At 58.4% G+C, this 23,542-nt stretch carries 10 protein-coding genes, 4 tRNA genes and 6 rRNA genes; 6 read left to right on the top strand and 14 right to left on the bottom strand.

All coding sequences use genetic code 11. From position 1 onward, the window contains the following. Positions 1-20: 20 nt before the first annotated feature. The 4 genes from ACZ0AJ_RS00215 to ACZ0AJ_RS00200 all read left to right on the top strand — a co-directional run bounded on the left by ACZ0AJ_RS00215 (position 21) and on the right by ACZ0AJ_RS00200 (position 3,231). Positions 21-527, top strand: coding sequence for a hypothetical protein (locus ACZ0AJ_RS00215; protein WP_499453117.1), 507 nt, complete (start codon positions 21-23; stop codon positions 525-527). 8 nt (positions 528-535) lie between these two features. Continuing rightward, a complete protein-coding gene (locus ACZ0AJ_RS00210) occupies positions 536-1,270 on the top strand; it encodes an ABC transporter ATP-binding protein (protein ID WP_499453115.1) in 735 nt (244 codons plus the stop codon). Then, positions 1,267-2,820 carry a putative ABC transporter permease subunit gene (locus ACZ0AJ_RS00205; protein ID WP_499453113.1) on the top strand — a complete coding sequence of 518 codons (1,554 nt, stop codon included), beginning with the start codon at positions 1,267-1,269 and terminating at the stop codon, positions 2,818-2,820. Before ACZ0AJ_RS00210 ends, ACZ0AJ_RS00205 begins: the two co-directional genes overlap by 4 nt. A 69-nt stretch (positions 2,821-2,889) precedes the next feature. Further along, a complete protein-coding gene (locus ACZ0AJ_RS00200; RefSeq protein WP_258838209.1) occupies positions 2,890-3,231 on the top strand; it encodes a DUF1840 domain-containing protein in 342 nt (113 codons plus the stop codon). 172 nt (positions 3,232-3,403) lie between these two features. Here the strand turns inward: ACZ0AJ_RS00200 and rrf (ACZ0AJ_RS00195) are convergent. The 5 genes from rrf (ACZ0AJ_RS00195) to ACZ0AJ_RS00175 all read right to left on the bottom strand — a co-directional run bounded on the left by rrf (ACZ0AJ_RS00195) (position 3,404) and on the right by ACZ0AJ_RS00175 (position 8,557). Next, positions 3,404-3,516, bottom strand: a 5S ribosomal RNA gene (rrf, locus tag ACZ0AJ_RS00195). Positions 3,517-3,643: 127 nt separating this feature from the next. Then, positions 3,644-6,519: ribosomal RNA gene (locus ACZ0AJ_RS00190) — 23S ribosomal RNA — on the bottom strand. Between the two features lie 244 nt (positions 6,520-6,763). Then, positions 6,764-6,839 (bottom strand) — tRNA-Ala (locus tag ACZ0AJ_RS00185). Between the two features lie 24 nt (positions 6,840-6,863). Further along, positions 6,864-6,940: transfer RNA gene (locus tag ACZ0AJ_RS00180), tRNA-Ile, on the bottom strand. An 84-nt stretch (positions 6,941-7,024) separates the two neighbouring features. After that, positions 7,025-8,557, bottom strand: a 16S ribosomal RNA gene (locus ACZ0AJ_RS00175). Together the 16S, 23S and 5S rRNA genes with 2 tRNA genes alongside form the textbook arrangement of a ribosomal RNA operon. Before the next feature lie 548 nt (positions 8,558-9,105). Between ACZ0AJ_RS00175 and ACZ0AJ_RS00170 the strand changes: the two genes are divergently transcribed. Then, positions 9,106-11,220 carry a TonB-dependent receptor family protein gene (locus ACZ0AJ_RS00170; RefSeq protein ID WP_499453111.1) on the top strand — a complete coding sequence of 705 codons (2,115 nt, stop codon included), beginning with the start codon at positions 9,106-9,108 and terminating at the stop codon, positions 11,218-11,220. On the opposite strand, the gene ACZ0AJ_RS00165 is transcribed toward ACZ0AJ_RS00170, so the two are convergent. The 7 genes from ACZ0AJ_RS00165 to ACZ0AJ_RS00135 form a co-directional block, all read right to left on the bottom strand. Next, positions 11,198-12,730, bottom strand: coding sequence for a DUF3482 domain-containing protein (locus ACZ0AJ_RS00165; protein ID WP_499453109.1), 1,533 nt, complete (start codon positions 12,728-12,730; stop codon positions 11,198-11,200). The genes ACZ0AJ_RS00170 and ACZ0AJ_RS00165 overlap by 23 nt on opposite strands. Then, complete coding sequence (locus ACZ0AJ_RS00160) at positions 12,727-14,205, bottom strand: DUF2868 domain-containing protein (RefSeq protein ID WP_499453108.1); 1,479 nt, start codon at positions 14,203-14,205, stop codon at positions 12,727-12,729. Before ACZ0AJ_RS00160 ends, ACZ0AJ_RS00165 begins: the two co-directional genes overlap by 4 nt. A 176-nt stretch (positions 14,206-14,381) precedes the next feature. Further along, positions 14,382-14,494: ribosomal RNA gene (rrf, locus tag ACZ0AJ_RS00155) — 5S ribosomal RNA — on the bottom strand. Between the two features lie 127 nt (positions 14,495-14,621). After that, positions 14,622-17,513 (bottom strand): 23S ribosomal RNA (locus ACZ0AJ_RS00150). A 228-nt stretch (positions 17,514-17,741) separates the two neighbouring features. Further along, a tRNA-Ala gene (locus tag ACZ0AJ_RS00145) sits at positions 17,742-17,817 on the bottom strand. Between the two features lie 22 nt (positions 17,818-17,839). Then, a tRNA-Ile gene (locus ACZ0AJ_RS00140) sits at positions 17,840-17,916 on the bottom strand. A gap of 82 nt (positions 17,917-17,998) precedes the next feature. Further along, a 16S ribosomal RNA gene (locus ACZ0AJ_RS00135) occupies positions 17,999-19,531 on the bottom strand. A gap of 143 nt (positions 19,532-19,674) precedes the next feature. On the opposite strand from ACZ0AJ_RS00135, the gene ACZ0AJ_RS00130 reads away from it, so the two are divergent. Continuing rightward, the gene (locus ACZ0AJ_RS00130; protein WP_499453107.1) at positions 19,675-19,950 is read left to right on the top strand and encodes a hypothetical protein; all 276 of its coding nucleotides are present in this window, start codon (positions 19,675-19,677) and stop codon (positions 19,948-19,950) included. Here ACZ0AJ_RS00130 and ACZ0AJ_RS00125 read toward each other — a convergent pair. Both ACZ0AJ_RS00125 and ACZ0AJ_RS00120 read right to left on the bottom strand, forming a co-directional pair. Beyond that, on the bottom strand, positions 19,947-21,158 hold the full coding sequence (locus tag ACZ0AJ_RS00125) for a TIGR02679 family protein (RefSeq protein WP_499453105.1): 1,212 nt from the start codon (positions 21,156-21,158) through the stop codon (positions 19,947-19,949). The genes ACZ0AJ_RS00130 and ACZ0AJ_RS00125 overlap by 4 nt on opposite strands. After that, positions 21,155-23,512 (bottom strand): TIGR02680 family protein, encoded by a 2,358-nt coding sequence (locus ACZ0AJ_RS00120; RefSeq protein WP_499453103.1) that lies wholly within the window; start codon positions 23,510-23,512, stop codon positions 21,155-21,157. Before ACZ0AJ_RS00120 ends, ACZ0AJ_RS00125 begins: the two co-directional genes overlap by 4 nt. Between the last annotated feature and the right edge of the window lie 30 nt (positions 23,513-23,542).

Below are 23,542 nucleotides of genomic sequence, written 5' to 3'. Positions count from 1 at the left end.
GCTGCTGTTACCATCGACGCATGCGACCCTCTATCGTGCGTGCCCTGCAGATTGTCCCGATCCTCCTGGCGGGCGCGCTGCTGGCCGGCTGCAATCCGGCCTATAACTGGCGTGATCATACGAGCGAGGACGGCCGCTTCAAGGCGCTGTTTCCGGCCAAGCCTGCGACCCTGACCCGCACGGTGGATCTGAACGGCCTGCAGGTCGAGATGACGATGACGGCGGCCAAGGTGGACAACACGACGTTCGCCGTGGGCACCGCTGTCGCACCCGATGCGGCGCGCGCGCAGGCGGCGCTGCCGGCCATGCGCCTGGCGCTGCTGCGCAATATCGGCGCGCCCGACGCTGCGGCCACTGGTGACCTGAACGTGGATGCCACGGGCGCCGGCCAGGGCGCGCCAATGCATCTGAGCGGGCGCTTCGCCGCGAAGGGCAACCGCGTCTACCAGGTCATCGTGCTGGGCCCCGCCGGCAAGACGCCGCCGGAACAGGTCGAGCAGTTCCTCACATCCTTCACGAGCTTTTGAGGTCACCCATGGATGACCAGTTCCCCGCCCTGCGCCTGGTCGGCCTGCGCAAGCAGTTCGGCCGCCCTGCCGTCGATGGCCTCGACCTGCTGGTCCGGCGCGGCGAGTTCTATGCGCTGCTCGGGCCGAACGGCGCTGGCAAGACGACGACGCTGCGCCTGGTCACGGGCCTGCTGGCGCCCGACGCCGGCACGATTGAGGTGCTGGGCGTGGACATGACTGCGGCGCCGGCAGCTGCCAAAGCGAAGCTCGCCTATCTGCCGGACGAGCCAATGTTGTACGGGAAGCTCAAGCCGTACGAGTACCTCGAATTTGTCGCCGGCCTGTGGGGCGTGCCGGCGCAGGACGCCGAACCGCGCGCACGCGAACTGCTCGACTGGCTCGACCTGAGCCAGCATGCGGACGAGCTGACCGAAGGTTTTTCGCGCGGGATGAAGCAGAAGCTCGCACTGGCCGGCGCCCTGATCCACGACCCGAAACTCTTGATCCTCGACGAGCCGCTCACTGGCCTGGATGCAGCGGCAGCGCGCCAGGTGAAAGACCTGCTGCTGGCGCACGTGGCCAAGGGCGGCACCGTCATCCTGACAACGCACATCCTGGAAGTGGCCGAGCGCCTGGCGCACCGCATCGGGATCATTCGCCAGGGCCGGCTGATCGCCGAAGGCACGCTGGACGCGCTGCGCGAACGTACGCCGGGCGGCAGCCTCGAAGACATGTTCCTGCACCTGATGGCCGCACCATGAGGCTGGCGCCGGGCAGCGTCGGCTGGCTGCTGCAGCACGAGCTGCGGCTTGCCTGGTTCAATGCAGCCGGCGGCAAAGCGGCGGACGGGCGGCGCCGGCCAGGCAATCTGGCGCTCGGTCTGGCGGCCGCTGGCTGTATCGCCATGCATGTGGGGGGCTGGTTTGTCGTGCGCCAGCTGGCAGGGATGCCGGGCGACGATCCGCGCATCCTGCTGGCGGTGTCCGCCCTGCTGATCGTGGCCACGACCTTCATGCTGTCATCGGCGATCAAGGCATGCGTCGTCGTCATGTTCGAGCGTAGCGACCTCGATTTGCTGCTGTCGTCACCCCTGCCCTCGCGCAGCATTTTCACGGTGCGGCTGCTGGGCGTGTGTGCGGGTACGGCGGCGCTGTACCTGTTTTTGCTGGCGCCGTTCGCGCATGCGGGGCTGCTGCAGGGCCAATTTCGCTGGCTCGGGATTTATCCGGGCGTGATCGCCCTTGCGGTGCTGTGCAGCTGTGGCGCCATGCTGCTCACGCTTGGCCTCGTGCGCGTGCTCGGTGCGCGCCGTACACGCGTCGTGGCGCAGATCGTGGGGGCGCTGGCTGGCGCGCTGCTGGTCATCGCGTCGCAGCTGCATGCGCTCACGTCGAGGCAAACGCAGGATGGCATTCGCGATACCGTGCTGGGACTGGTGCAGGCACAGAATGTAGCGGATAGCCTGCTCTGGCTGCCGGCCCGGGCGATGCTGGGTGAGCAGTTGCCAGTGCTGCTACTGGGCGCCCTCGCGTGCAGCATGTTCATGCTGACGACCTGGCGCACGCATCGCTTCTTTGCGCGCGGGCTGCAACTGGCCGCGTCGACGTCGTCACTCGCTGCGGGCAAGGCGTCATCGACAACGGCGCAGCCCCGCTTCGGGCGTAGCCTGTTTCGCACGGTGGTCATCAAGGAATGGCGCCTGATCGTGCGCGATCCGCAATTGCTGTCGCAGGTGATGCTGCAAATACTGTTTTTGCTGCCGTTGTTCTTCCTGATTTTCAAGCGTGCCGATGTGCAGGTGCAAGCCATCGGCGCGGGCTTGGCGTTGCTGTGCAGTTCGCTGACAGGTGCGTTGGCATGGATTGCGTTGTCGGCCGAGGATGCGCCGGATCTGCTGCTGGTATCGCCCGCGTCGCAGCGCACGGTGCGGCGCGCCAAGCTGGCAGCGGCGATGATGCCGGTGCTGGGGTTGGTGGCGGTTCCTCTGCTATGGCTGACAATGCGGATGCCGGCCGCCGGGCTGGTCGGATTCCTGGTCGTGTGCGGCGCCGTCATGGGCGCCGGTCTGGTGGTGTTCTGGTGCGGTCGGCCTGGCGTGCGCAGTAATTTCAAGGGGCGTGGCAAGGGTGGCTTCGTGATGAACGTGCTTGAATTGTTCAACAGCCTGGCATGGGGCGCGTTGGGCTGGCTGCTGTCGGCAGCCACACTCGGGCCACTGGACGCCATGGGTATCGTCACAGCCGCAGGGGCTGCGGTCATTGCCATTGCCGTCCCTGCCACTGCGTGGATGTTGCGGCCTCGACCGATGTGAGCGCGACCGCACTGTGAAGGGGCACGAGTCGTGCTATCGTTTAATTACTAACAAAACCAAGAGATAGCTATGTTGATTACATTTAAATGCAAAACGTATCCAGAAGTTCTGATGTATCAGGAACATGCCAAACGTATCCTTGACCTTCTGCACAAGGAGCCGGAACGCGGCGTGATTACCTCGGCCGAAGCCACGCAGGTGATTTCGCTGGTCGAAGAGGAGATCGAAGAGTCCCGCAAGCATCAGGTATCGGATCAGGTGGCGCACGATGTTCATGCGCATCACCGCGATGAAGACGACCATGACCATCAGGCGATCGAGGTCGTCAGTTTCTCGACCCGCATGTATCCGCTGCTGGAAATGCTGCGCTCGGCGCGTGATAACAAGACCGATATCCTTTGGGGTGTGTAAGCAGGCTTTGGCTTATTCTTGTCTGCATGTAAAAAGCCCGCTGATGTGAATCAGCGGGCTTTTTTTGCGTCATATCAGTCGAGTGGTAGCAGTTGTTTGATTGCGTGAATATCGATCGCCCAAAGCGAAAAGCCCCACTCAGATCACTGAGCGGGGCTTTTCTATATAACTAGCCTGACGATAACCTACTTTCACACTGGTTGCAGCACTATCATCGGCGCAAAGTCGTTTCACGGTCCTGTTCGGGATGGGAAGGGGTGGGACCGACTTGCTATGGTCATCAGGCATAACTTGTACGAGCTTCGTTGCACATGCAACGAGACTCTGAATCTGGAAGAAGTAGTTTTTATTTTGGGGTCGTATTTGTATCAACAACAGCTGAACTCTTGTAACCCTGGACTACCAAGGTTATAGGGACAAGCCGTACGGGCAATTAGTACTGGTTAGCTTAATGCATTACTGCACTTCCACACCCAGCCTATCAACGTCCTGGTCTCGAACGACCCTTTAAAGAGCTCAAGGCTCTGGGAAATCTCATCTCAAGGCAAGTTTCCCGCTTAGATGCTTTCAGCGGTTATCTCTTCCGAACTTAGCTACCCGGCAATGCCACTGGCGTGACAACCGGTACACCAGAGGTTCGTCCACTCCGGTCCTCTCGTACTAGGAGCAGCCCCCTTCAAATTTCCAACGCCCACGGCAGATAGGGACCAAACTGTCTCACGACGTTTTAAACCCAGCTCACGTACCACTTTAAATGGCGAACAGCCATACCCTTGGGACCGGCTACAGCCCCAGGATGTGATGAGCCGACATCGAGGTGCCAAACTCCCCCGTCGATATGAACTCTTGGGAGGAATCAGCCTGTTATCCCCAGAGTACCTTTTATCCGTTGAGCGATGGCCCTTCCATACAGAACCACCGGATCACTATGTCCTACTTTCGTACCTGCTCGACTTGTCGGTCTCGCAGTTAAGCACGCTTATGCCATTGCACTATCATCACGATGTCCGACCGTAATTAGCGTACCTTCGAACTCCTCCGTTACACTTTAGGAGGAGACCGCCCCAGTCAAACTGCCTACCATGCACTGTCCCCGATCCGGATAACGGACCAAGGTTAGAACCTCAAATGAACCAGGGTGGTATTTCAAGGTTGGCTCCACGAACACTAGCGTGTCCGCTTCAAAGCCTCCCACCTATCCTACACAGATTGATTCAAAGTCCAATGCAAAGCTACAGTAAAGGTTCATGGGGTCTTTCCGTCTAGCCGCGGGTAGATTGCATCATCACAAACATTTCAACTTCGCTGAGTCTCGGGAGGAGACAGTGTGGCCATCGTTACGCCATTCGTGCAGGTCGGAACTTACCCGACAAGGAATTTCGCTACCTTAGGACCGTTATAGTTACGGCCGCCGTTTACTGGGACTTCAATCAAGAGCTTGCACCCCATCATTTAATCTTCCAGCACCGGGCAGGCGTCACACCCTATACGTCCACTTTCGTGTTTGCAGAGTGCTGTGTTTTTATTAAACAGTCGCAGCCACCATTTTATTGCAACCCGTTCATCCTCATGGAGTAAACCAATCAAACTACTAGGGCGTACCTTATCCCGAAGTTACGGTACCAATTTGCCGAGTTCCTTCTCCCGAGTTCTCTCAAGCGCCTTAGAATACTCATCTCGCCCACCTGTGTCGGTTTGCGGTACGGTCTCGTATGACTGAAGCTTAGAGGCTTTTCTTGGAACCACTTCCGATTGCTTCAGAACCTAAGTTCCTCGTCTCGACCCCTTGAATTACGTGCCCGGATTTGCCTAAGCACCTTCTATGAGTCAAAAACTGGCTATTCCAACAGCCAGACAACCTTCCGCGATCCGTCCCCCCATCGCATCATACGACGGTGCAGGAATATTAACCTGCTTCCCATCAGCTACGCATCTCTGCCTCGCCTTAGGGGCCGACTCACCCTGCTCCGATGAACGTTGAACAGGAAACCTTGGGCTTACGGCGTGGAGGCTTTTCACCCCCATTATCGCTACTCATGTCAGCATTCGCACTTCTGATACCTCCAGCATCCTTTACAAGACACCTTCGCAGGCTTACAGAACGCTCTCCTACCATATGTCCTAAAACATATCCGCAGCTTCGGTGACTGGCTTAGCCCCGTTACATCTTCCGCGCAGGACGACTCGATCAGTGAGCTATTACGCTTTCTTTAAATGATGGCTGCTTCTAAGCCAACATCCTGACTGTTTTAGCCTTCCCACTTCGTTTTCCACTTAGCCAATCTTTGGGACCTTAGCTGGCGGTCTGGGTTGTTTCCCTCTTGACACCGGACGTTAGCACCCGATGTCTGTCTCCCAAGCTCGCACTCATCGGTATTCGGAGTTTGCAATGGTTTGGTAAGTCGCAATGACCCCCTAGCCATAACAGTGCTCTACCCCCGATGGTGATACTTGAGGCACTACCTAAATAGTTTTCGGAGAGAACCAGCTATTTCCAAGTTTGTTTAGCCTTTCACCCCTACCCACAGCTCATCCCCTAATTTTTCAACATTAGTGGGTTCGGACCTCCAGGGCGTGTTACCGCACCTTCATCCTGGCCATGGGTAGATCACTTGGTTTCGGGTCTACACCCAGCGACTGTCGCCCTATTCGGACTCGATTTCTCTACGGCTCCCCTATACGGTTAACCTCGCCACTGAATGTAAGTCGCTGACCCATTATACAAAAGGTACGCAGTCACGGAACAAGTCCGCTCCTACTGTTTGTATGCACACGGTTTCAGGATCTATTTCACTCCCCTCCCGGGGTTCTTTTCGCCTTTCCCTCACGGTACTGGTTCACTATCGGTCGATTACGAGTATTTAGCCTTGGAGGATGGTCCCCCCATGTTCAGACAGGATTTCTCGTGTCCCGCCCTACTTGTCGTATGCTTAGTACCACCGTTCGAATTTCGTGTAAGGGGCTATCACCCTCTATGGCGCCTATTTCCAGAGGCTTCCACTATCCGATCGACTATTACATACAGGCTCATCCCATTTCGCTCGCCACTACTTTGGGAATCTCGGTTGATTTCTTTTCCTGCAGCTACTTAGATGTTTCAGTTCGCCGCGTTCGCTTTGCATACCTATGTATTCAGTATGCAATGACCTATAAAGGCCGGGTTTCCCCATTCGGAAATCTGCGGATCAAAGCTCGTTTGCTAGCTCCCCGCAGCTTATCGCAAGCTACTACGTCCTTCATCGCCTGTAATCGCCAAGGCATCCACCATGTGCACTTATTCGCTTGTCCCTATAACGTTGGCCTCTGCTGACAACAGAGATCGTCACAGGTACAAGAGTACAGCTGTGTTGCAATGATACAAATACTACTACCCAAGCATGCATCACATCTCGTTTCCGATTTGCGCTACATACTTAAAAACTTTACTTCTTCCAGATTGTTAAAGAACGAAAAAACAGTGATCTCGAAAAGACCAAACCTAAACCGCGTTGGCGTATTCGCCAGGCTTACGTTTGAACTTTTACCATCTAAATGGTGGAGGATGACGGGATCGAACCGACGACCCCCTGCTTGCAAAGCAGGTGCTCTCCCAGCTGAGCTAATCCCCCATTCAGGTGATGCTTGGTGCTGATTGGTAGGGCTGGTTGGACTCGAACCAACGACCCCCGCGTTATCAACACGGTGCTCTAACCAGCTGAGCTACAGCCCCGATAAAACTGTTCTTTACTATTCAACAGTCGATAAGCGTGGACGCTTGGTGATGAAACTTCTCAGTTTCGTGGTGCTACTCTAGAAAGGAGGTGATCCAGCCGCACCTTCCGATACGGCTACCTTGTTACGACTTCACCCCAGTCACGAATCCTACCGTGGTAAGCGCCCTCCTTGCGGTTAAGCTACCTACTTCTGGTAAAACCCGCTCCCATGGTGTGACGGGCGGTGTGTACAAGACCCGGGAACGTATTCACCGCGACATGCTGATCCGCGATTACTAGCGATTCCAACTTCACGCAGTCGAGTTGCAGACTGCGATCCGGACTACGATACACTTTCTGGGATTAGCTCCCCCTCGCGGGTTGGCGGCCCTCTGTATGTACCATTGTATGACGTGTGAAGCCCTACCCATAAGGGCCATGAGGACTTGACGTCATCCCCACCTTCCTCCGGTTTGTCACCGGCAGTCTCATTAGAGTGCTCAACTAAATGTAGCAACTAATGACAAGGGTTGCGCTCGTTGCGGGACTTAACCCAACATCTCACGACACGAGCTGACGACAGCCATGCAGCACCTGTGTTACGGTTCTCTTTCGAGCACAACCAAATCTCTTCGGTCTTCCGTACATGTCAAGGGTAGGTAAGGTTTTTCGCGTTGCATCGAATTAATCCACATCATCCACCGCTTGTGCGGGTCCCCGTCAATTCCTTTGAGTTTTAATCTTGCGACCGTACTCCCCAGGCGGTCTACTTCACGCGTTAGCTGCGTTACCAAGTTAATTAAAACCCGACAACTAGTAGACATCGTTTAGGGCGTGGACTACCAGGGTATCTAATCCTGTTTGCTCCCCACGCTTTCGTGCATGAGCGTCAATCTTGACCCAGGGGGCTGCCTTCGCCATCGGTGTTCCTCCACATCTCTACGCATTTCACTGCTACACGTGGAATTCTACCCCCCTCTGCCAGATTCTAGCCTTGCAGTCTCCAACGCAATTCCCAGGTTGAGCCCGGGGATTTCACGTCAGACTTACAAAACCGCCTGCGCACGCTTTACGCCCAGTAATTCCGATTAACGCTTGCACCCTACGTATTACCGCGGCTGCTGGCACGTAGTTAGCCGGTGCTTATTCTTCAGGTACCGTCATTAGCGAGGGATATTAGCCCTCACCGTTTCTTCCCTGACAAAAGAGCTTTACAACCCGAAGGCCTTCTTCACTCACGCGGCATTGCTGGATCAGGCTTTCGCCCATTGTCCAAAATTCCCCACTGCTGCCTCCCGTAGGAGTCTGGACCGTGTCTCAGTTCCAGTGTGGCTGGTCGTCCTCTCAGACCAGCTACTGATCGTGGCCTTGGTGAGCCTTTACCTCACCAACTAGCTAATCAGATATCGGCCGCTCCAGGAGCACAAGGTCCGAAGATCCCCTGCTTTCATCCTTGGATCGTATGCGGTATTAGCGTAACTTTCGCTACGTTATCCCCCACTCTTGGGTACGTTCCGATATATTACTCACCCGTTCGCCACTCGCCGCCAGGTTGCCCCGCGCTGCCGTTCGACTTGCATGTGTAAAGCATGCCGCCAGCGTTCAATCTGAGCCAGGATCAAACTCTTCAGTTCAATCTCTGTTTGTTGGCATTTCTGCCACCCTGCCTTGCGGCAGGGGTCGCTCACTCAAAATACTGACCGTTACTCATTGCTGAGCAACGTATTTCTTTTTTGTGAACATTTGATAATTTAAGTAATCAAAGACCGAGGTCTTTGGCACCTTCATCAAACGCCCACACTTATCGACTGTTAATTTTTAAAGAACTTTATTCGGTGCATCTTGCTGTTGGTAGCGAATCGTTTTGTTCGCTGCAGCAGAGAAGAGAGATTATGCTGTGTTTCCGAAATCTCGTCAACTCTTTCTTTTCGCTTCGTCTCAGATTTCTCTGTAGACTCTGCTCCCGTAACCACTTGATTACGTTAACTTTTTCGGTCAGTGCCGAAGCGGAGGCGAACTATAACAAACCTCGCCAAGGTTCCGCAAGCCCTCCTACAAAAGATTCTTCACACCGTACGTTTTCGTCATGCGGCTACGTCCCCAGCAGGATTCTGGCGCCCAAGGTATATTCCCCGGTTAAATAATATAAGACCAACTCTGTACGCAATACTTTGGGGAAATAATGAAGCATCCTGTCCTGCGCCGTACCACGATCGCCGCCCTGTGCGCCTGCTGGCCGCTCGCCGCCATTGCCGATGACATCCGCAATCCGATGAACGTGGTGGTCATCAGTGGCACCCGCGCTGAACATACCAGTTTCGACCTGCCCGCCGCGATCGATGTCGTCGATGCGGCGCAGATCGGCGCCGCGCAGTTGCGTGTGAATGCCTCCGAAGCGCTGGCCGCGGTGCCTGGCGTCGTCGTGCGCAATCGCGAGAACTACGCACAAGACCTGCAAATCTCGTCACGTGGCTTCGGCACGCGTTCGGCATTCGGTGTGCGCGGCGTGCGTCTCGTTGCCGATGGCATCCCGGCCACCATGCCGGACGGCCAGGGTCAGGCCGCGACCTTCAACCTCGATGTCGCCGAGCGCATCGAAGTGCTGCGCGGCCCCTTCTCTGCGTTGTATGGCAATCACTCGGGCGGCGTGGTCCAGCTGTTCACGCGCGAACCGACCGACAGGCCGACCGTTGAAGCCAGCTTCACCGGCGGCAGCTACGGCCAGCGCAAGCTCGACACGAATGCGTCGGGCCGCAGCGGCGGTATCGGCTACCTGATCGATGCGTCGCGCTTCGAAACCAATGGCTACCGCGATCACAGTGCAGCCACACGCGACCAGGCCTATGCCAAGCTGGTGGTCGAGCCAACGTCGACCAGCCGCCTGGTGATCACGGCCAGCGGGCTGCGCCAAGACGATACGCAGGATCCGCTCGGCGTGACATGGGATACCTTCCGCCGCGATCCACGCGCGGGGGAGATCGACACCACCGATACGCAATCGCCGCAGCGCACGCTGGCCGATCGCTACGACACGCGCAAGAGCATCGATCATCAGCAGTTCGGCGCGACGTTCGAGCAGCGCTTCGGCCAAGATCGCCTGCAGGTTACGGCTTACGGCGGCAACCGCCGCGTGATCCAGTACCAGTCGTTCTCGCGCGGCTTCCAGGCGCCGGCCACGCACTCGGGCGGCGTCATCGATTTCGACCGCGACTTCTATGGCATCGACGCCAACTGGCGTGCGGTGCGCACCGTCGCCGGTGGTACGCTGCGCACCACGGCAGGCCTCGAAATGGCGCAATCCAAGGATGCGCGCCAGGGTTTCGAGAACTTCATCGGCACGACCTTTGGCGTGAAAGGCAATCTGCGCCGCGATGAACAGAACGACGTGACCAGCGTCGACCCATACGTGCAAGTCGAATGGGAACGCGACCAGTGGGTGCTCACCGGCGGCCTGCGTCACAGTCGAGTGGACTTCGACGTCGAGGACCGGTATCTCTCCAACGGCAACGACAGCGGCGGCACCGACTTCCGTCATACGACGCCGCTGGTCGGTGTGCTGTACAAGATTTCGCCCACGCTGAACGTGTATGCGAGCGCGGCGCGCGGCTTCGAAACGCCAACGATGAACGAGTCGTTCTATTCAGGCACGGGCGGGGGCTTTAACTTCGCACTGGAGCCGGCGATCGGCACGCACCTCGAAGTCGGCGCCAAGGCGATGGTGGCCCGCGGCGTGCGCGTCAACGCCGCCGTGTTCCAGGTAAAGACCAAGGATGAACTGGTGGTCGATGCATCGTCGGGTGGCCGCACCAGCTATCGCAACGCGAGCGCCACGCTGCGCCAGGGTGGCGAGCTGTCGGTGGACGCGGAGCTGGGCGCCGGCTGGAATGCGCGCATCGCCATGAGCATGCTGCATGCGATCTACGACGAAGGCTTCGGCGCCGTGCCAAAGGGCAGCCGCCTGCCGGGCGTGCCCAAGTCGAGCTTCTACGGAGAATTGGGCTGGACCGAAGCGGCGGGCCGTTATGGCGTCGCGCTCGAGACGGTCGCCAACAGCCGTGTGTATGCGGAAGACACCAATACTGCGCAGACAGCGCCGGGCTACGCGGTCGTCAATGCCCGAGTGCAGGCGAGCCAGCAGTTTGGCGGCTGGCGCCTGCGCCAGTTTGCGCGCCTGAACAACTTGTTCGACCGAGACTATGTCGGCTCGGTGATCGTGGGCGACGCCAACCGCCGCTATTACGAAGCGGCGCCTGGCAGTAACTGGCTACTGGGCGTCAGCGCGCAGTATCAGTTTTAGTCAGGTCAACCGGGGCCGGCGCCGGTGCCGCTGTCGCTGCAGTCGGCTCCTGCCCCGGCAGCGCGACATCCGGATACAGGCGCGCGAGCGTCGCCGTCACCGCCGGCACCAGAACAGCCTGCACCAGTTTGGTGGCTGCGCCCAGGTCCGGCGCGGCGCGCACGGATTGCCACAGGCGCGCACTATCGACGCTGTGAGCAGCCAGTGCGCTTTCGGCCTCGGCCTGCCAGAACGGCGGTGCTTCGCTTTCGACGTAGTTGCCGCGCCCGCGGCCGAAATGCGCCACCGCCAGGTAGCGCAGGATCGCCCCGGTCAGCATCTGCTGCAGGAAGGGATCGGCGAACTTCACGTTTGCCTGGTTACGATCGGTCCCCTGATTGAAGCCCCACGCGGCGCCGGCAGCCGTGATGCCCCCGGCGATCGCACCCAATAAAGCGCCGGCGCCCATCGTCAGGCCGCCCGCCATCAAGTCAGCCGACAGGCCGGTGGTTGCACCCGCCACCACCGCACCCAATAATCCAGCCTGCGCCTTGTCCACTGGCGCGTTGACCGCGAAGTTGTCGCGCACGCGCGCATTGACAGCGACCGCCTGCCCCGGATCGATGCGATACAGGGACAGCATGCGCGCCGTCGCGTGATTGATGCCGTCGTTCAGGCGCTGCACGAGCGCTGCCATCGCCAGCTCCTGACGGCGCGCTTCGTCCTTGCCGATGCCGACCGCTTTCAACGCGCTGCGCAACATGCCCGGTCGTTGGTTCTCCAACGCCTCGGTGTCGCGCGCGGCAGCGGCAATCTGTTCGGCGTTCATCTGCAGGGCACTTGCATAGCGCTCGCGATTGCGCGCCGCCCAGGCAGACAGCAGGCGCGCATAGGCGGGCTGCTTCTCGGCTGCGATCAGGTGCGTGACCGATTCATAGAATACGTGTTCATGTACCCAGCAACGCGCGAAGGCGTCAAGCGGCAGCACTTCCTTGACCACCGAGTACTGGGCCAGATGCTGTTTCCAGCGCTGTGGCTCGGCCTGTTCTTCGCTGGCCGGACGCGGTGGCCCGATCTGGTTCAGCAGCACGACGACGGGTTTGCCAAGCCATTCGAGGATATTCATCTCGGACGGCAGGTAGCCCGCATCCTGTGGCGACTCGGACGAGTTGACCAGATACAGCACCACGTCGGCTTCTTCACGCGCGGCGCGCAGTGCCTGCTGGCTCAGGAAGAACGGACGGTCGCGATAGCGGTCGAAGACTTCGCGCAGGAACCAGCCGATTGGATTGCCGGCCATGGCCAGGCGTTTGTGCAGACGCACCGAATCGCCGAAACCGGGCGTGTCCCACAACACGAGCGAGTCGCCAGCGGGTGTGGACAGCAGCGGGTAGCCTTGCGAAATCTGGGTTACGTGTGCAGCATCGCGGATTTCGCCGACATCCATCCCAACGAGCGTACGCGCCAGCGTGGTCTTGCCGTTGTTCGTATGCGAGACGAGGGCGAACTGGATCTTGGCAGGCTGGATCATCGCAGCTCCGGCAGGGTCAGGCCCGCACCCAGTTCAAGCGGATACTTGTCCGGTTCGAGCAAATTGACGACATGGGCCGAGGTGCCATGGAAACTGCAGAACTGACGCCACAGCGAATGACGCTCGGCGGCGCGTTCGGCGCCTACCTGGTCGCCGATACGCTCGAGCAGCGCCGATTCGTCCAGCAGCACGGCGACACCGCGCGGCACATGCTTGACCAGGTAGTCGAGCAGCGCGCCGTGATTTTCCTTCTCCGGCGTCGCAGCTAAGCTGAACAGCACGGTGGTGACGGTGATGCCGGCTTCGTTCAGCATCGTCTCGCGTAATGCGTCCTTCGGTTCGATGCCATATGTGACCGACGGCAGCAACTGCACCCTCGCCTGCCCGCCCAGCGCCGCAGCGGCGATCGCCCACAGGCCGCGGTCACGTGGCTCGTCGAGCGTGTAGGTGTAAGGGATCACGCGCAGCACGGCCGGCGCACTGGTGCCGATGCTGTCGGCCAGTTTGCGGTAATACGGCTGGTCGAGGTCCAGAGGGAAGTGACGCGACAGATGGCGCGCGCGCAGGCCCGCAACAATGGCGAGCAGCACGCGTGGAATGATCACCAGCAGCAGCAACGTCGCACCATACAAATGGACCCAGCGTTCGCCAACCGGCAGGCCGGCGCTACCGCCGAAGCGCAGTTGCTCGATCTCGGCCAGTGTGAAGCCTTGCAGGAACGGGAACACGGTCAGTGCCGGCGTGAAGAGCCACGACAGCAGCGTATGGACTTGCTGGGCATCGAGGAAAGTGCTTTCCCAGCCCGTTACGTATTGGGTCAGCAGGCCACGCGCATACAGCGACGCGACGGCGCCGAGTGCGAAGCCGGCAGCCGCGAGATGCACCGTGCGGCTCAGGCGCGCACGCGTGAGTGGCTCACTGAGCACGGCCCAATCGGCCAGAAAGTGGGCAACGCCTTCGGCCAGTGCAGTAGGCAGCTTGCGTGGCGCCACGGCCTTGCCCACGCTCAGTCGGCGCAGCAGCGGCGCACCGCTCTTCTTCTTGCGCGCGGCAGGCACGACCGCCCATACCAAAAGACCCAGGTACACCAGCAGGTTCCAGGCGATGATGATAAGGAACGGCGCGGATAACAAGTCGACCCGGTGCGGATCGGCGATGCGGTCTAGCGCGGCACCAAGCACGAAGGCAATGAACGGCAGTGCAAACCAGATCCCGCGCATGCCGGGGGCGCGGCGCTGGAAAGCGCCGAAGGCCGGCGTGCGTTCGCCGAGGCGCTTGAGGATTTGCTCGGCGCGCTGCTGCAGGAAGTGCTGCTGGTTGACGGCCGTATGGCTATCGGCCGCCTGCCATGCGGCGAGCTCGCGTGCGCTGCGGGTAGCGTACTTTCGATCGTCGTCGCTCAGTACGGTATGGCCAACGTCGGCGTGCTCGATCGCGCGCGCCAGCACGACATTGCGTGCAACCTGTTCATTCATGCTGTTCCCGTGATTGAAATGACAATGCTGATGCATGCATTGTGCACCAGATTCACGGGCGTTGGCGGTGGGGTGGCGCACCGTGCTCGTCACATCGATGAGCGAGCATGACAAAGCGACCGCCCAAAGCGAAAAGCCCCACTCAGATCACTGAGTGGGGCTTTTCTATATAACTAGCCTGACGATAACCTACTTTCACACTGGTTGCAGCACTATCATCGGCGCCAAGTCGTTTCACGGTCCTGTTCGGGATGGGAAGGGGTGGGACCGACTTGCTATGGTCATCAGGCATAACTTGTACGAGCTTCGTTGCACATGCAACGAGACTCTGAATCTGGAAGAAGTAGTTTTTATTTTGGGGTCGTATTTGTATCAACAACAGCTGAACTCTTGTAACCCTGGACTACCAAGGTTATAGGGACAAGCCGTACGGGCAATTAGTACTGGTTAGCTTAATGCATTACTGCACTTCCACACCCAGCCTATCAACGTCCTGGTCTCGAACGACCCTTTAAAGAGCTCAAGGCTCTGGGAAATCTCATCTCAAGGCAAGTTTCCCGCTTAGATGCTTTCAGCGGTTATCTCTTCCGAACTTAGCTACCCGGCAATGCCACTGGCGTGACAACCGGTACACCAGAGGTTCGTCCACTCCGGTCCTCTCGTACTAGGAGCAGCCCCCTTCAAATTTCCAACGCCCACGGCAGATAGGGACCAAACTGTCTCACGACGTTTTAAACCCAGCTCACGTACCACTTTAAATGGCGAACAGCCATACCCTTGGGACCGGCTACAGCCCCAGGATGTGATGAGCCGACATCGAGGTGCCAAACTCCCCCGTCGATATGAACTCTTGGGAGGAATCAGCCTGTTATCCCCAGAGTACCTTTTATCCGTTGAGCGATGGCCCTTCCATACAGAACCACCGGATCACTATGTCCTACTTTCGTACCTGCTCGACTTGTCGGTCTCGCAGTTAAGCACGCTTATGCCATTGCACTATCATCACGATGTCCGACCGTAATTAGCGTACCTTCGAACTCCTCCGTTACACTTTAGGAGGAGACCGCCCCAGTCAAACTGCCTACCATGCACTGTCCCCGATCCGGATAACGGACCAAGGTTAGAACCTCAAATGAACCAGGGTGGTATTTCAAGGTTGGCTCCACGAACACTAGCGTGTCCGCTTCAAAGCCTCCCACCTATCCTACACAGATTGATTCAAAGTCCAATGCAAAGCTACAGTAAAGGTTCATGGGGTCTTTCCGTCTAGCCGCGGGTAGATTGCATCATCACAAACATTTCAACTTCGCTGAGTCTCGGGAGGAGACAGTGTGGCCATCGTTACGCCATTCGTGCAGGTCGGAACTTACCCGACAAGGAATTTCGCTACCTTAGGACCGTTATAGTTACGGCCGCCGTTTACTGGGACTTCAATCAAGAGCTTGCACCCCATCATTTAATCTTCCAGCACCGGGCAGGCGTCACACCCTATACGTCCACTTTCGTGTTTGCAGAGTGCTGTGTTTTTATTAAACAGTCGCAGCCACCATTTTATTGCAACCCGTTCATCCTCATGGAGTAAACCAATCAAACTACTAGGGCGTACCTTATCCCGAAGTTACGGTACCAATTTGCCGAGTTCCTTCTCCCGAGTTCTCTCAAGCGCCTTAGAATACTCATCTCGCCCACCTGTGTCGGTTTGCGGTACGGTCTCGTATGACTGAAGCTTAGAGGCTTTTCTTGGAACCACTTCCGATTGCTTCAGAACCTAAGTTCCTCGTCTCAACCCCTTGAATTACGTGCCCGGATTTGCCTAAGCACCTTCTATGAGTCAAAAACTAGCTATTCCAACAGCTAGACAACCTTCCGCGATCCGTCCCCCCATCGCATCATACGACGGTGCAGGAATATTAACCTGCTTCCCATCAGCTACGCATCTCTGCCTCGCCTTAGGGGCCGACTCACCCTGCTCCGATGAACGTTGAACAGGAAACCTTGGGCTTACGGCGTGGAGGCTTTTCACCCCCATTATCGCTACTCATGTCAGCATTCGCACTTCTGATACCTCCAGCATCCTTTACAAGACACCTTCGCAGGCTTACAGAACGCTCTCCTACCATATTGATCAAGTAATAAATTACGAGAAAAATATCCGCAGCTTCGGTGACTGGCTTAGCCCCGTTACATCTTCCGCGCAGGACGACTCGATCAGTGAGCTATTACGCTTTCTTTAAATGATGGCTGCTTCTAAGCCAACATCCTGACTGTTTTAGCCTTCCCACTTCGTTTTCCACTTAGCCAATCTTTGGGACCTTAGCTGGCGGTCTGGGTTGTTTCCCTCTTGACACCGGACGTTAGCACCCGATGTCTGTCTCCCAAGCTCGCACTCATCGGTATTCGGAGTTTGCAATGGTTTGGTAAGTCGCAATGACCCCCTAGCCATAACAGTGCTCTACCCCCGATGGTGATACTTGAGGCACTACCTAAATAGTTTTCGGAGAGAACCAGCTATTTCCAAGTTTGTTTAGCCTTTCACCCCTACCCACAGCTCATCCCCTAATTTTTCAACATTAGTGGGTTCGGACCTCCAGGGCGTGTTACCGCACCTTCATCCTGGCCATGGGTAGATCACTTGGTTTCGGGTCTACACCCAGCGACTGTCGCCCTATTCGGACTCGATTTCTCTACGGCTCCCCTATACGGTTAACCTCGCCACTGAATGTAAGTCGCTGACCCATTATACAAAAGGTACGCAGTCACGGAACAAGTCCGCTCCTACTGTTTGTATGCACACGGTTTCAGGATCTATTTCACTCCCCTCCCGGGGTTCTTTTCGCCTTTCCCTCACGGTACTGGTTCACTATCGGTCGATTACGAGTATTTAGCCTTGGAGGATGGTCCCCCCATGTTCAGACAGGATTTCTCGTGTCCCGCCCTACTTGTCGTATGCTTAGTACCACCGTTCGAATTTCGTGTAAGGGGCTATCACCCTCTATGGCGCCTATTTCCAGAGGCTTCCACTATCCGATCGACTATTACATACAGGCTCATCCCATTTCGCTCGCCACTACTTTGGGAATCTCGGTTGATTTCTTTTCCTGCAGCTACTTAGATGTTTCAGTTCGCCGCGTTCGCTTTGCATACCTATGTATTCAGTATGCAATGACCTATAAAGGCCGGGTTTCCCCATTCGGAAATCTGCGGATCAAAGCTCGTTTGCTAGCTCCCCGCAGCTTATCGCAAGCTACTACGTCCTTCATCGCCTGTAATCGCCAAGGCATCCACCATGTGCACTTATTCGCTTGTCCCTATAACGTTGGCCTCTGCTGACAACAGAGATCGTCACAGGTACAAGAGTACAGCTGTGTTGCAATGATACAAATACTACTACCCAAGCACATGCTGTCGCATGTGCTTAAAAACTTTACTTCTTCCAGATTGTTAAAGAACGAAAAAACAGTGATCTCGAAAAGACCAAACCTAAATCCATTCACCTAACTACTAGATGATGACTTACGTTTGAACTTTTACCGTAATGGTGGAGGATGACGGGATCGAACCGACGACCCCCTGCTTGCAAAGCAGGTGCTCTCCCAGCTGAGCTAATCCCCCATTAGGTGATGCTAGTGCTGATTGGTAGGGCTGGTTGGACTCGAACCAACGACCCCCGCGTTATCAACACGGTGCTCTAACCAGCTGAGCTACAGCCCCGATAAAACTGTTCTTTACTTGTTCAACAGTCGATAAGCGTGGACGCTTGATGATGAGACTTTCGTCTCCGGTGCTACTCTAGAAAGGAGGTGATCCAGCCGCACCTTCCGATACGGCTACCTTGTTACGACTTCACCCCAGTCACGAATCCTACCGTGGTAAGCGCCCTCCTTGCGGTTAAGCTACCTACTTCTGGTAAAACCCGCTCCCATGGTGTGACGGGCGGTGTGTACAAGACCCGGGAACGTATTCACCGCGACATGCTGATCCGCGATTACTAGCGATTCCAACTTCACGCAGTCGAGTTGCAGACTGCGATCCGGACTACGATACACTTTCTGGGATTAGCTCCCCCTCGCGGGTTGGCGGCCCTCTGTATGTACCATTGTATGACGTGTGAAGCCCTACCCATAAGGGCCATGAGGACTTGACGTCATCCCCACCTTCCTCCGGTTTGTCACCGGCAGTCTCATTAGAGTGCTCAACTAAATGTAGCAACTAATGACAAGGGTTGCGCTCGTTGCGGGACTTAACCCAACATCTCACGACACGAGCTGACGACAGCCATGCAGCACCTGTGTTACGGTTCTCTTTCGAGCACAACCAAATCTCTTCGGCCTTCCGTACATGTCAAGGGTAGGTAAGGTTTTTCGCGTTGCATCGAATTAATCCACATCATCCACCGCTTGTGCGGGTCCCCGTCAATTCCTTTGAGTTTTAATCTTGCGACCGTACTCCCCAGGCGGTCTACTTCACGCGTTAGCTGCGTTACCAAGTTAATTAAAACCCGACAACTAGTAGACATCGTTTAGGGCGTGGACTACCAGGGTATCTAATCCTGTTTGCTCCCCACGCTTTCGTGCATGAGCGTCAATCTTGACCCAGGGGGCTGCCTTCGCCATCGGTGTTCCTCCACATCTCTACGCATTTCACTGCTACACGTGGAATTCTACCCCCCTCTGCCAGATTCTAGCCTTGCAGTCTCCAACGCAATTCCCAGGTTGAGCCCGGGGATTTCACGTCAGACTTACAAAACCGCCTGCGCACGCTTTACGCCCAGTAATTCCGATTAACGCTTGCACCCTACGTATTACCGCGGCTGCTGGCACGTAGTTAGCCGGTGCTTATTCTTCAGGTACCGTCATTAGCTCAGGGTATTAGCCCAAACCGTTTCTTCCCTGACAAAAGAGCTTTACAACCCGAAGGCCTTCTTCACTCACGCGGCATTGCTGGATCAGGCTTTCGCCCATTGTCCAAAATTCCCCACTGCTGCCTCCCGTAGGAGTCTGGACCGTGTCTCAGTTCCAGTGTGGCTGGTCGTCCTCTCAGACCAGCTACTGATCGTGGCCTTGGTGAGCCTTTACCTCACCAACTAGCTAATCAGATATCGGCCGCTCCAGGAGCACAAGGTCCGAAGATCCCCTGCTTTCATCCTTAGATCGTATGCGGTATTAGCGTAACTTTCGCTACGTTATCCCCCACTCTTGGGTACGTTCCGATATATTACTCACCCGTTCGCCACTCGCCGCCAGGTTGCCCCGCGCTGCCGTTCGACTTGCATGTGTAAAGCATGCCGCCAGCGTTCAATCTGAGCCAGGATCAAACTCTTCAGTTCAATCTCTGTTTGTTGGCATTTCTGCCACCCTGCATTGCTGCAGGGGTCGCCCACTCAAAATACTGACCGTTACTTCATTGCTGAAGCAACGTATTTCTTTTTTGTGAACATTTGATAATTTAAGTAATCAAGAACCGAAGTTCTTGGCACCTTCATCAAACGCCCACACTTATCGACTGTTAATTTTTAAAGAACTTTATCTGGTGCTGCTTCATCTGCCGCTTGCTTCGAATCGTTTTGTTCGTCAGCAGCAGAGGAAAGAGATTATGCAGTGTTTTTCGATGTTCGTCAACTTCTTTTTTGACATCCCGCAAAATCAAGCGGCCTTAGTGTTACCGCAACTATTTGATTTCGTTGTCGTTTTCATGAGGGGGCGAATCACGGCAAGCCAAATACGCCTCTGGCAAGGGCCACGTTAACAACGCCCGTCCAAATCAACGAGCAGCGCTCCGGCAAGCGCTTCTTCATCGAACGCGCGGCCCCGCACCTGCATCGCTGCAGTCAGAGCGCCATCCCACCGCGCCTGCACCGGGTTTCCCGCCAGCGGCCGACTGGCGCCGATGCTGCGTTCAAGTGCGGCGCAGTAATCGGCTGCGTCAAAGCGCCAGGGCGCCGCACCGACCATGTCAACGACCGTATTGGCAATCGCTATTCCGGGCCAGTCGAAGTCGCCGTGATACCGCAGCCGTGCACCAGCTGCAGCCAGTTGCAACAACAAGGTTCGTTGCGCTGCGGCAGGCATGCCGTCGGTGCAGACCAACGGCGCGCAGTGCCGCCCCAGCGTGTCGGCAGCGATCGCCACCAGGTTCGGGTTTTCACAAACATAGACGTCGCGCTTGGCAACGTCCCAGGCCGGCGCAGAGCGCAGCAGCGCGCGCAGCGACAGGTAGTCCGGCTCACCAGTGGCACAGTCACGGCCTGCGTGGCGCGGCAAGTTCAGGAACAACGCCGGCCGCGCTAGCTCATTGACCATTACACCAGCAGCCGCCCACAGCTCGCGCACTGTTTCCTCGCCCTGGTAGTCGTCATCGTCGGCGCGCGCACGCCGCAGGACCGCCAGCACAATGGTGGCAACCGGGCTGCCTGGGTCGAGTGCATGCGCATCGCCCAGCAACTGCGCCGCCAGATGCGATCGTGTGACAGCCGCCGCCGGTAGTTGGGCCAGCACGGTCTGTACCTGATCGATCAGCTGCGCCGCGACGGGCAGGTCATTGGCCAGCCGCTTGAGCAGGCCCAGGCCGCGGCCATCGGCGAGAAAGGCGGCCAACCGCACATTGACCGCCGTCAGGCGAATGGCATCCCACTGGCGCGCCGTTTCCGCACGCGCGGAAACCAGGTCGATCAGCGGCCCGTCGAGCAGCTCGAGCGCATGGCGCAAGGACGTGGCCAGTCCGGCTTCACGCAGGCGCGCGTCGAGTTCGTCGATATCGAAGCGCAGCGATCCGCCTTCGCTCGGACGCCGGCCGAGCAGCCCGGCCAGGGCATCGCGCTCTCCCCGATCCAGCTTACCAAGCGTGACCACACCGCCACTGCGGCCGCGTTGATACCGGCTGCGCAGCCGCGCCCGCAGTGGCGCCAGGACTACGCCGCCGAGCAAGCGCGTCAGTCGTGCGTTCACTTCGCTCATGCGGCGGTGGTGGCGTCGGCCACGTCAGGGAAGCGCCGCACGCCATCTTCTTCGAGTCGTTTCGCGCGGCCATCCCAACTCCAGCGCGATACATACACAGCATCGATGCCTTCGTGCCGCTGCAGCTGGCAAATCGACACGCCCGGCAGTTCGGCGTAACAGGCCCATTCACGCTCACTGGTCATGACGAAGTCCAGGTCGAACTCGCGCACCAGAGCCATGCAGTGTGCACGCGCGGCGTCATCGATGCCGGCAAAGGCTTCATCAAGCAGTACCAGACGTGGCGCGTGGCGCGATCCGGCATGCGTATAAAAACTCGACACTGCGGCGAACAGGGGCACGGTCAGGCCCAGTGCACGTTCGCCACTGGACGCAGGCCCCGACAGCGGCCGCCATTGCCCGTCTTGCCAACGCTGCACGCGGAAGCGGTGCCAGCGCCGGTAATCCAGCGCGCGCGCCAGCAGTTCGAGCAGGCTGCCGCTGCGACTGGCATCGTCGCGCGCGCGTTCGGTCGCGATGCGGTTCTGCAGCATCCTTCCCACCACTTGCCGATCCTCTGGCGACCAGGCATCGTAGCTCGTGTTGAGCAGGCGCTTGCGCGCCGCGTCGAGTCCCACCGGCGCGCCCTCGCTGCCCTCCTCCAGTTCTTGCCACAACAGGCGAAAGCGCACACCGGTCGATGTCGGACGCTTTGCCAGTTCGGCGTTGATGGCGGCCACGCGCCGGTCGGCCTCCTGCAGGCGGCGCTGGATTGCCGCTGCCACTTCGGCCTGCAGGTGGTTTTCCAGGACCTCGGTTTCGCGCGCAGTCAGCAGCTCGTGGCGCTGGACGATTTCACCGCGCACGGCAGCTTCGATGACATCCGGCCGCTGCAGCCGGTTCTGGTAGACGATTGTCACGATCATGCCGTAGTCGCTTGGCTCGGCCTGCCCCTGATGGCCCAGTGCCGTAAGCGCGGTAAGCAAATCGGAATAGTCGCGCGAGAACGCGCTTTGCACGCGCGACCAGTCGGCGTCCTCGGCGTCGACTTCCTGCAACAGTTGCTCGGCGCGGCGCGCCACGCCCAGCGCGGCGTCAAAGCCCCAGCCGGCGGCCGGTAACTCGAGTTCGGGCAGCGCGATGGCCAACAAGCCGGTGGCATTGAATTGCTCGAGGCCCCTCACGGCGCCATGGCGCAGTAAGGTCCGTTCTTCCAGGACGGCCGCCGCACTCTCGGCGCGCTGCTCGCTGCGCGCTCGCGCCTCGCTGGCCGCGCCAAGCCGGTTGCGGGCAAGCTTGAGCGCCGCTTCGCCGTTGACCACTGCCTGCCGCGTGGCAGCCAGACGGGCCGTGAGCTCACTCACCTGCGCACCGACGCGTTCGCGCAGCGTGTCCAGGCGCGTTCTGGCCTCCTCGACTGCTTCGGCGCAACGCGCGTGGTGCTCTTCCCGCTCTGCCAGTTCCTGGCGCCTCTCGTCGGCGCGTTGTTGCTGGCGCCGCCGCTCCGGCAATGCCTGCCGGACGCTCTGGGCCTGCAGCAGCAGATCCTGAAGCGCCTGCCCGGCTGCGTCGAGCGCTACTGACACCGCCGCCAGTGCGTCTTCTTCGGGGGGTAGTTGCAGGTCGGCGGCGTCGCGCAGCAGTGCCGTACGCGCCGCGCGCCAGGCATCGAGAGCGACAACGAGTCGCGACTCGGCGCCAGCCACGCGCTCGGCCGCCTGGCGCCGCTCACGCTCCAGCGCGCCGACCTGCACGTGCGCGCTGCGCAACGCCGTGTCCGACGGCGCTGCGTCCCAGTCCAAGCCAGCGTGGCTGCGCCGCAGCGCCAGGCGCGCAAGTGCATCGTCGAGCAGGGCCTGCTCGCGCCCCAGCGCGACCAGCAGCGCGCCAATTTCCGCAATGCGCCGTCGGCGCGCTTCGGCACGGCTGGCCGCACCGATGTACGCGGCGGCCGGCTTGTTCCAGGCGCCGCTCAACGGTCCTATACGAAAGCGCCCGTCGGGCGCCACCCAGGCTTCGGCAACCAGGTCATCGTCACCATCACTGCAGGCGATCGATGCGAGCAAGGATTCGACCTGGCGCGGGTCGACCGGGCACGATTGCGACGGCGCCAACCAGGCAACAAGCGAGGCTGGCTGCACGGTCCGCGCGCGTAGCAGCGTGTCGAATCGCGGCGCATCGGCGCCGGCGTCGATGGCGCCGTCGGGACTAACCCAGGCGTCAAGCAGGCCTGCTGCTTCCAGCGCGGCTTCCAGGCCGGCGCGCGCGGCGACATCGGTGACGCCCTCGCGAAACTCGACGAGCTGCCAGGTCGATTGGCGACTATAGTGCGGGGTTGCGCCCAGGTCAATGCGGGGGAACTTCTGAAGGCCCAAAGCGAAAAGCCCCACTCAGATCACTGAGCG

It is taken from the genome of Telluria sp. AC161 (genome assembly GCF_979258535.1).
This window is presented reverse-complemented; position numbering and strand designations above follow the sequence as displayed.

Bases quoted from the DNA above. Each gene is read 5' to 3' on its own strand.
- ACZ0AJ_RS00215 (WP_499453117.1), top strand. From the start codon at position 21: ATGCGACCCTCTATCGTGCGTGCCCTGCAGATTGTCCCGATCCTCCTG.
- ACZ0AJ_RS00210 (WP_499453115.1), top strand. From the start codon at position 536: ATGGATGACCAGTTCCCCGCCCTGCGCCTGGTCGGCCTGCGCAAGCAG.
- ACZ0AJ_RS00205 (WP_499453113.1), top strand. From the start codon at position 1,267: ATGAGGCTGGCGCCGGGCAGCGTCGGCTGGCTGCTGCAGCACGAGCTG.
- ACZ0AJ_RS00200 (WP_258838209.1), top strand. From the start codon at position 2,890: ATGTTGATTACATTTAAATGCAAAACGTATCCAGAAGTTCTGATGTAT.
- ACZ0AJ_RS00170 (WP_499453111.1), top strand. From the start codon at position 9,106: ATGAAGCATCCTGTCCTGCGCCGTACCACGATCGCCGCCCTGTGCGCC.
- ACZ0AJ_RS00165 (WP_499453109.1), bottom strand. From the start codon at position 12,730: ATGATCCAGCCTGCCAAGATCCAGTTCGCCCTCGTCTCGCATACGAAC.
- ACZ0AJ_RS00160 (WP_499453108.1), bottom strand. From the start codon at position 14,205: ATGAATGAACAGGTTGCACGCAATGTCGTGCTGGCGCGCGCGATCGAG.
- ACZ0AJ_RS00125 (WP_499453105.1), bottom strand. From the start codon at position 21,158: ATGAGCGAAGTGAACGCACGACTGACGCGCTTGCTCGGCGGCGTAGTC.